Source organism: Rhodococcus sp. T2V (assembly GCF_029269925.1).
GTDB lineage: Bacteria > Actinomycetota > Actinomycetes > Mycobacteriales > Mycobacteriaceae > Rhodococcus_F > Rhodococcus_F koreensis.
This window is the reverse complement of the sequence record NZ_JARJBD010000190.1, coordinates 1-7,578: the sequence shown is the minus strand read 5'-3', so window position 1 is coordinate 7,578 and position 7,578 is coordinate 1. Positions and strand designations below refer to the sequence as shown.

10 protein-coding genes and 2 pseudogenes are annotated in these 7,578 nt (G+C 64.8%); 4 read left to right on the top strand and 8 right to left on the bottom strand.

Translation table 11 applies throughout. The annotated features are described in order from the left end of the window. The 5 genes and pseudogenes from P3H15_RS52510 to P3H15_RS52490 all read right to left on the bottom strand — a co-directional run. Positions 1-1,108 (bottom strand): annotated as a pseudogene (locus P3H15_RS52510) (hypothetical protein); the annotation flags it as partial. Between the two features lie 349 nt (positions 1,109-1,457). Further along, positions 1,458-2,105, bottom strand: a complete 648-nt coding sequence (locus tag P3H15_RS52505; RefSeq protein WP_276144576.1) for a Fic family protein — start codon at positions 2,103-2,105, stop codon at positions 1,458-1,460. 30 nt (positions 2,106-2,135) lie between these two features. Next, entirely contained in the window at positions 2,136-2,327 is a 192-nt protein-coding gene (locus P3H15_RS52500; protein ID WP_061042154.1) for an antitoxin VbhA family protein, read from the bottom strand. A 975-nt stretch (positions 2,328-3,302) separates the two neighbouring features. Next, entirely contained in the window at positions 3,303-3,632 is a 330-nt protein-coding gene (locus P3H15_RS52495; RefSeq protein ID WP_276144575.1) for a hypothetical protein, read from the bottom strand. 231 nt (positions 3,633-3,863) lie between these two features. Beyond that, positions 3,864-4,085 carry a hypothetical protein gene (locus tag P3H15_RS52490; RefSeq protein ID WP_276144574.1) on the bottom strand — a complete coding sequence of 74 codons (222 nt, stop codon included), beginning with the start codon at positions 4,083-4,085 and terminating at the stop codon, positions 3,864-3,866. Positions 4,086-4,161: 76 nt separating this feature from the next. Between P3H15_RS52490 and P3H15_RS52485 the strand changes: the two genes are divergently transcribed. Next, positions 4,162-4,923 (top strand): hypothetical protein, encoded by a 762-nt coding sequence (locus P3H15_RS52485; protein WP_276144573.1) that lies wholly within the window; start codon positions 4,162-4,164, stop codon positions 4,921-4,923. Between the two features lie 19 nt (positions 4,924-4,942). On the opposite strand, the gene P3H15_RS52480 is transcribed toward P3H15_RS52485, so the two are convergent. Continuing rightward, positions 4,943-5,416, bottom strand: a complete 474-nt coding sequence (locus P3H15_RS52480; RefSeq protein WP_276144572.1) for a helix-turn-helix domain-containing protein — start codon at positions 5,414-5,416, stop codon at positions 4,943-4,945. Positions 5,417-5,583: 167 nt separating this feature from the next. Here P3H15_RS52480 and P3H15_RS52475 point away from each other — a divergent pair. Together P3H15_RS52475 and P3H15_RS56000 are read left to right on the top strand one after the other, a co-directional pair. Further along, positions 5,584-6,150 (top strand): annotated as a pseudogene (locus P3H15_RS52475) (SDR family NAD(P)-dependent oxidoreductase); the annotation flags it as partial. A gap of 56 nt (positions 6,151-6,206) precedes the next feature. Continuing rightward, positions 6,207-6,344, top strand: coding sequence for an SDR family oxidoreductase (locus P3H15_RS56000; RefSeq protein WP_369426239.1), 138 nt, complete (start codon positions 6,207-6,209; stop codon positions 6,342-6,344). A gap of 446 nt (positions 6,345-6,790) precedes the next feature. Here the strand turns inward: P3H15_RS56000 and P3H15_RS52470 are convergent, their stop codons facing one another. Both P3H15_RS52470 and P3H15_RS52465 read right to left on the bottom strand, forming a co-directional pair. Further along, positions 6,791-7,147: a type II toxin-antitoxin system PemK/MazF family toxin gene (locus tag P3H15_RS52470; RefSeq protein ID WP_276144571.1), complete on the bottom strand. Its 357-nt coding sequence runs from the start codon at positions 7,145-7,147 to the stop codon at positions 6,791-6,793. Then, entirely contained in the window at positions 7,144-7,356 is a 213-nt protein-coding gene (locus P3H15_RS52465) for a ribbon-helix-helix domain-containing protein (protein ID WP_095864309.1), read from the bottom strand. Before P3H15_RS52465 ends, P3H15_RS52470 begins: the two co-directional genes overlap by 4 nt. Before the next feature lie 23 nt (positions 7,357-7,379). Between P3H15_RS52465 and P3H15_RS52460 the strand changes: the two genes are divergently transcribed. Continuing rightward, positions 7,380-7,526: a hypothetical protein gene (locus P3H15_RS52460; RefSeq protein WP_276144570.1), complete on the top strand. Its 147-nt coding sequence runs from the start codon at positions 7,380-7,382 to the stop codon at positions 7,524-7,526. Positions 7,527-7,578 lie beyond the last annotated feature (52 nt).

Below are 7,578 nucleotides of genomic sequence, written 5' to 3'. Positions count from 1 at the left end.
GGCCACCCACCACAACTACCCGGCAGGAATCACCCACGAATGAGTCAGTAGGGCCGTACTTGTGGTATTTCTGCGAGTCATAGCCGGGACGTTTTGGCTCCGTCGCGAGGCGGTGGTGAAGAACTGCCGACATGGACCACGGGTCCGGTACGAGGTACCTACCGTCGTCGAGCTTGATGCACGGATGCGTGCGTACCCGGTTTCTGTCGCTGGGCGAGCGGAACTCGGGCTGGTAACCGTACTCGGTCGAAAAGAAGTCGAGCATGGCGCTAATCTGCTCGACCGCAACCCCAGTGCTTGCCGCTACGTCATCCGGGCTCCAACCGGTCGGCGCATCGAAGCCCATCTGAACGACCTCCGCGAGCTCGGGGCTTAGAGAGTCTTCATTGAGCGCGTCGACCATGGTGTCCAGCGCTGATCTGAATACTTGGTTCACCCACCGTGTGTGCCGACGGGTGACCCGTACGACATCTCCCGGATCGAAGCCCAATCCGTTTATGAAATAGTCGCGATGACGCCCGAACACCTCGGCGTCAACCTGTTCGAGATGCACAGCGTAGCCCGGCATCCGGTCTGACTGGTATTCCACCTTCAACTGCTGCAGCAGGGTCTCACGGCTGGCCGCGTCGTGGTCGGCGTCCGCTAGGCCTTCGGTAATGATGCGCGCCTGATCTGCTTCGAAAATCTCACTGATCAATTGACTTACGCGCTGGGTGACCTCGTGGGGCGTATCCGCGTCACCGGAAGGGTCGACGGACAGTGCGACGCCCACCAGATACTCGATCTTAGCCGCCCAGGTCGAAGTGACATCTCCGTCTGCGAGGCTTTCGCCCTCGGTGAAGGTGACCATCGTGGCGGGCACTGCCACCGAGTTGATGAGCTGAGTCAGATCCCTACCATTCACCAAGTCCCGAAGCTCATCGACTAGGTCGGATAGTTTTCCTGCCTGGGCGCTCATGGCTTCTCGAATCTCTGCAAGTATCGCCTCCCGCTCAGGTCCAGGCGGCAACGACGTCTGCACCACTTCGGAGCCAAATACTTGCGTGTTCTCGAACAGCATCTCAGGATCGAAGTGCTCGAAATGCGGGAATCCACCAACTCGCGGCATGACGTGATCGTAGTTCTGCCCACCGACAGCGAGCGTGGCCAGCCGTCCTTACTCCTGGTCGACCGGCCAGCGCACCGACGCCACCGTTCAACAAACGGTCGTTGGCTGAACAGGCGGAACGCTGCACAGATCGAGCCCGAATTTTCGTCACCGATGTTCATAAAACCGTTCAGCAATTGGTACCGTGGGACGCACAAGATGTGGTGAGCCCGCATCGATCTTGGTGCGGGTGCGGGAATCGTTGCTGGGGCTGCTTGATGGTCCGGCCGGAAGGGCAGCTACCAGCCTCCACCTTCACGACTGCCCAGCGACTCTGCGAGCACCGTCATTTGAGAGGAAAGGCGCAGGATCAGTCGTAGAGGTAGGAAGGTTCATCGTCTACGATTCGCATGAAAAGCGCACAGAGGGGTTCCAGATCCGAGTCCGCGCGCGCTTTATGGCACGCATCGTGCAGTTCGGTGATCCCGATCAGGTTCCAGGCCAAACCGCGTCCCGACTCGGCGAGCAACTGGTCGAAGAACTCCCGCTGCGTTCGACCATTGCCCTCACGAAACGGGTGAGCAAAGTTCACGTAGTCGTATACAAAGGCCAGCTTGCTGGACAGAGCCTGCTTCGTGATTGATCGGATGTGCTGCAGTTCATGTAGCTGTTCGGCAACGTACGCGATCGGCCGAGCGATGTCCCGCGGGGGGATGAAAGACTCACCCTCTTTTTCGATGCCGACGGTGCGTAAGTCCCCCGCCCACTCATACACATCTTGGAACAGGTATCGATGCAGTGCCTGCAGGTGAACCAGATCGTAGGTTCGTGACACCACCGACGGGTCGGCTCTGAGCTCTGCCACCCGAACCTCGACGAGATCGTTCTCAGCGTTGGTCAGCTCATCGTATGTCGTGGCCCCGACCCGGTTGCGGAGCACCGTCGTCGAGTCAGGAATGAAATAGCCCTGCCAGTCGGTGTCATGGTCGCCGGTTTCCCACGGGTACGGCCTGCTCACAGACCGACCACGACGATGCCGGCCAGCCTGCTATGCCAGGTTATATCGTGCACGGACCCGGGAACCGAGCTGTTCGATGTCGATCTCACCACGCACGTAGGCGTCCTGATCGGCTCGGGTGACGTCAGTGCTCCGTGAGCCCTCCAGCTCGCTCGTTGTTCGGGCCGCGCGGATTGCCCGCTCGCGTCGCGCACGGTCGTCCAACGGTCGACGAATCACCATTCACGCCACCTCCTACTCGAACCCCCAGTTTACCGGTGCAGTGTTACAGATAGCCGCTCGACACCGCCCGGGTGTGGTGAACTGCGCCAAAACGCGCACATGCCTCCCGATGCGCAGGGGCTGTCCCCGCCCGGTGCTCAGTGGCCACGCGTGTCCGCAACCGTCCCGCCCCGGACACCCCACGCAGCAACACAGAACACCAGGTCACAGCCCCATCACACAGCAAGCGGCCAGAAGCGCGCTGATGCCGCTTGGCGTGCGCGGCACCCTCGACGGACTGCGTATGGTGAGCCCAGATGTTCGCCGCACATCGTGCCGGTACATCACAGCAGGCACAGACTCGACGACGCACAGCCGACGCGGCAGCCTGTCCGATCGGACCGGAGTTCTCCCAGTCGGTGAGCACCATCTCGGACTGAGCAGTCACTGCCTCCTGGTCGATGCTCGGGACTTCAACCTTGCGAACCTCGCCTTGTCGACCGCCACGCGATGGTGTCACCGCACGCGATCTAGTTGAGATCCGACTGGGACCGACCCGCGAGCTGGGCAGTGCCTGCTGGCCGGGCGTCCAGGCGACCCGACGGACGGCACTCGCACTCGGGGAGTACTCCCGCAGCCGTGCGCGCCGTCTGTTGCGGAGATCAGGCCAATGTTCGCCGCAACCGCGGCGAGCACCTCGTCGGTGCGGCTGTTGCCACCGCGGAAGAAAAATGTGCGACCCAGGCGCATGGCCGTGCGGTGCCGATCCCGTCCTGCCCGTCCCGGGTGCATCTCACTGACGACGCCGCGCCAGCAGTTACATCTCCGCCGTGGTGGTTCGGTAGGTCGGGACTGTCGGCAGCCCGTTCGGGAGTTAGACATCCCAGGGCCGTAAGTTGTCATCCCAGAAAAGGGGGCGGGTAGTCAAGTGCTGGCATCTGGGTCTTTTCGGTTTTGGGGGCCTGTGGGTGGACGGCGTCGATCCGGGCCGCGGGTTCATCGCTGGTCCAGGTCCACGGTGCGCTGAGGATGATCGGCCGCGGTCAACGCCCGGTAGTTGTCGTTCGACCACTGAATTTCGCGGCGCCGCACCCGGTCGTACTTACGTAGCTGAGTAGCCCTCGTCTTCTCCACCAGCCCCCCGTCCTTGATGAACCCGACCGCCGACCACTCCGCGTTCATCTGACGCGCCACGAACCGGGCCGCGCGACCGGCCGACGGCAACCGCGACGACGCGTTCAACACCGTCTCCAGGCTTGCCGCGGACGCATCCGGCAGCGAATCGGGACTGGCGTAATGCTGGCAACTGCGCCACACAGCAAACATCGAAGCTCCTCGAAGGTGGTGCGGAAATGCTGTCCCACCAAGTATCTGGGCGATGCGCCGAAACGGCGAAAATAGAACGAAACCCCAGGTCGTGACGGATCACATTGCGCGCTTCTTGCCTAACTCGGGCACACTCTCGCACCCAGACGCCAGGCCGGCCGGCGGGACCAAGCAAGGTCTCAACACCGCGGCGGCTCCCCGAATCCGGTGCACGCTCAGGCCGCATCACTTTCAGGCAGGAGCGTCGAGCCAATCACCGTAGGCCCGCGCCGGGGCAGCCAGAGCCAGTTCCTCATCCACCAGCACCACCGGGCCGGTGGGATACGCGACACGGGACACGAACCGGGCGACCTCATCCGCGGTCAGGATCTCCCCGAGCGGCGACGTGGCTGCGACATTCCCGGTCGTGGCTTCTCCCCCGTTGTCTGGGCTGACTGGACGTGGTGTGGACACGTATCGCGTTGCGGCCGTGGCCCTTCAAATGTCCCCGGGACGTGTCATCGGCCCAGTTCAGTGATAGGAATGCTCGGTGATCGATGCGGACAAAGGATGGCCCGACGGCGAGGACACCACCACTGGATTCTTCGCCGGCATCGACCGCTGGAGGACTGCGAACCCGCCGCCCGGACCCCGAGTCCGGGCCGCGGCGCGTCTGCAGCTCGGCAACTTCCGGCGCCCGCACCAGCAGCGCTGGTGGGAGGCCCTGACGCTGACCATGCTCCTCGCCGCAGCAGTCGTGGCGGCACTGGCCACCGCCGCGCTCGAGGACGTCCTGATGGTCCTGCTCGTGGCGATCGCACTCACGCTGATCGGGGTATCCGTGTACGCCGTCTACACGCTGCAACTCGCGACGCGAGCCCGCGCCTACCCCGTCACCCGGTGGCGGCACCGGTGTCGGGTGATGTGGCTGACGAACCCCGCCAGCGCCATCGGGGCGGCGCTCACCGTCTACGTCCGCCGGGGCGGCGCGGTGACCTTCCACAACCACTTCCGATGGCCCGCCCTCACACCCCAGCGGCCGCCGGTCGCGCGCCGGCTACGGCTCGAACTGCTGACCATCGCCGCCGAGGCCGGCCACGTCGTCATCACGTTCACGACAGATGAACGCATCGCCACCACGTACAACAGGGACGGGTGGCGGCCACCCACCCACGCCGAACGTCACCAGTACACGATCCCGGAAACGACGAATCGACACGGCGAGCTCACGCGCTGGGATCTGTTGTTCGATCCCCGCGACGAACAATGCGCGGCCGCCCTCACCGCTGCACGAGCCGAACTCGCCACCTGAGCCCGGCGGCTGTCGCTGGCTATGCGCCGCGGCGGGCGCGGGCACTGTCGACCACGGACCGCTGCAGCACCCACGTACCACCCACACGGGTGGCTGGCAGCACCTTGCCCTTGATGGCCTTCAGCACACCCTGCCGGGTCATTCCGAGATCCTCGGCGGCCTCCTGCACCGACACCAGCGGCGGCAGGGCCATCATGTCGGTGAGGCGGTCGAAATCAGCGGTGGACAGCACCCGCAACGACAGCAACGACAGCAACGACAGCAACGACAGCAACGACAGCAACGACCAAGGGTAGGTCTCCAGGACCGCCAACGCGGTCGAGGTGGCCTGGCGCACCGATTCGGCGGGGATGGTGAACACCACCTCGGCGTGGCCGAGTTCCGAGCGCGCGGCCGCGCCGCTGTACTCGGCGATCGGGCCGAGCAGTGCCTCGGCGTTTTCCTCGCCGAACGTCGCGTCTAGCTCGGCGACGACGTTGTATGACTCTGTCATTGGTCTGAATCCTTTCCTGTGCTTGTCAGTGGTGTCAGGTTTGGGACAATGCAACTCGGGCCGGGGGTGGTATCAGCACCCCCGGCCCTTGTCAGATCAGCGCCGTGGAGGCCACTGGAATCCCGCTCGCTTCAAGTGCGGGCACACTCAACGGCAAGGAGAAAAAGATGAGCCTCCCGCTCGAAGGCAAGGTCGCCGTGGCCACCGGTGGCGCGTCCGGTGTCGGCCTGGGGATCGCCCAGGAATTCGTAGACCAGGGCGCCCGCGTGGTCATCACCGACCTGCAGCAGAAGCCGCTGGACGATGCGGTCGCCAAGGTCGGTCCGAACTGCTCGGGCATCGTGGCCGACGTCACCCAGCTCGCGGACATGGAGGCGGTGTATCGGGAGGTCATGGCGCGGCACGGACACCTCGACGCGGTCGTGGCCAACGCCGGCATCGGTGCCCATGCCCCGCTCGGCGCGATCACCGAGGAGCAGTTCGAGCGGACCTTCAATGTCAACGCCAAGGGCGTCCTGTTCACCGTTCAGCCCGCGATTCCGCTGCTGCCGCCCGGCGGCACGGTCGTCATCATCGGCTCGACCGCATCCATCCAGCCCCCGGCCGGCATGGGCCTGTACGGCGGCGCCAAGGCCGCGGTACGCGCCTTCATCCGCTCCTGGATCCAGGACATCACGGGCACCGGCATCCGCATGAACGTCCTCAGCCCCGGCGCCGTGGACACCGAGTCCCTGCGACGCGCCCTCGCCATGGCGCAGGGCGCCGACGCCGTCCCGCCGCAGTCCAGAAGATGGGCGAGGGCAACCCCACCGGCCGGATCGCCGACCCCCACGAAATGGGCAAGTCCGCGGCCTTCCTCTCCAGCGACGTCTCCAGCTTCATCACCGGCGTCGAACTCTTCGCCGACGGCGGCATGGCCCAGGTCTGAGCAGCCAAGCCGTAGCACGCGCGCCCGACGACCAGACCTCGCCGGGTGCGCGCCCCCCGCCGACATCCCCTTTCCGGCCCGGGTCTTGCCAGCGCCGTTGCGCCAGCCCGCCACGCCCGCGATCACCACCCCGCACCTCGACCGGCGGCCGAGCTGCCGGGCAAGCCGCTCCACCGCCGCCGGCGGCGGAGCAGAGAGAACCGCGTCCGGCACGAAGCCGAGCCACGGCAGCGTGCACAACTACACCGCGGTGCCGAGAACCGTTCGGGGACGCAGGAACTTCCGCAGGAACGCAAGCGCCATCGATGCCGCGAAAGCCATCCACGTCAACCCGTCCGACGGGAACAAGGCTCTCCTCGTTGATGGAAAACCCGAGATCCTAACCATTCGGTTCCGCGAGGGTGATTCGGTGGCCATCAGATCGGTGATGGATGGGGCGGCAGTGATCAGCGCAGATCAAGATGCAGCCGCAAAGCGTCCTCGAGCGCGGCAAGCGTTCTCGTCGAAAGCTTCCCGACCGGGTCACCGTCGAGACGACGCACCGAAACCGAACGAACCTGTTCCGCTTGAGCCTTCGACTCACGCGGCATACCCGATTCGTCAGGTTCGACGAGAACCTGAAACGCGAACACATGTGCCGTGTTACTCGTCAACGGCACCACAGTGACCACCCCCTGACCGAGCCGCTCCGCCGTCGCGTTGGCGCGATCATTACTGACCACAACAGCGGGTCGACGCTTGGCCGCTTCGCTACCCTGCGCCGGATCAAGATCAACCCAGTGCACCTGACCCCGGCGGATCATTCCTCATCTGCCGAAGTGACGTCCCAGTCATCGTCGACACCACCCTCGACGAAAGCCGCCGCGTAATCGCGCTCGAGACCCACCTCTCCGAGCATCCGAACCGCGGCTCGAATCCCCGCCGACCGGCCACCCAGACCGTGGTCGCGAACGTACGCGTCGAGGACGCGAGCGTCCTCGTCGGGCAAACTGATCGTGAACCTCGTCGTCATACTGCAATCATACTCCAGTATGAATGGGCAGGGGAAGCCCTGAAACAACCGCCAGCATCCCCGGCAACCACCCCTCCAGTGACAGCGGGCCGATCTGCTCGACGACCGGGTTCGCGATGCTCACCGCCGACATCGAGGTGGCATCGCAGGCCCGCTCGATCCCCTCGTGAGGTTCCCCCCGAACGGTGGACAAGGGGGTTGCGTGCCTCAGGCGACTCCCAC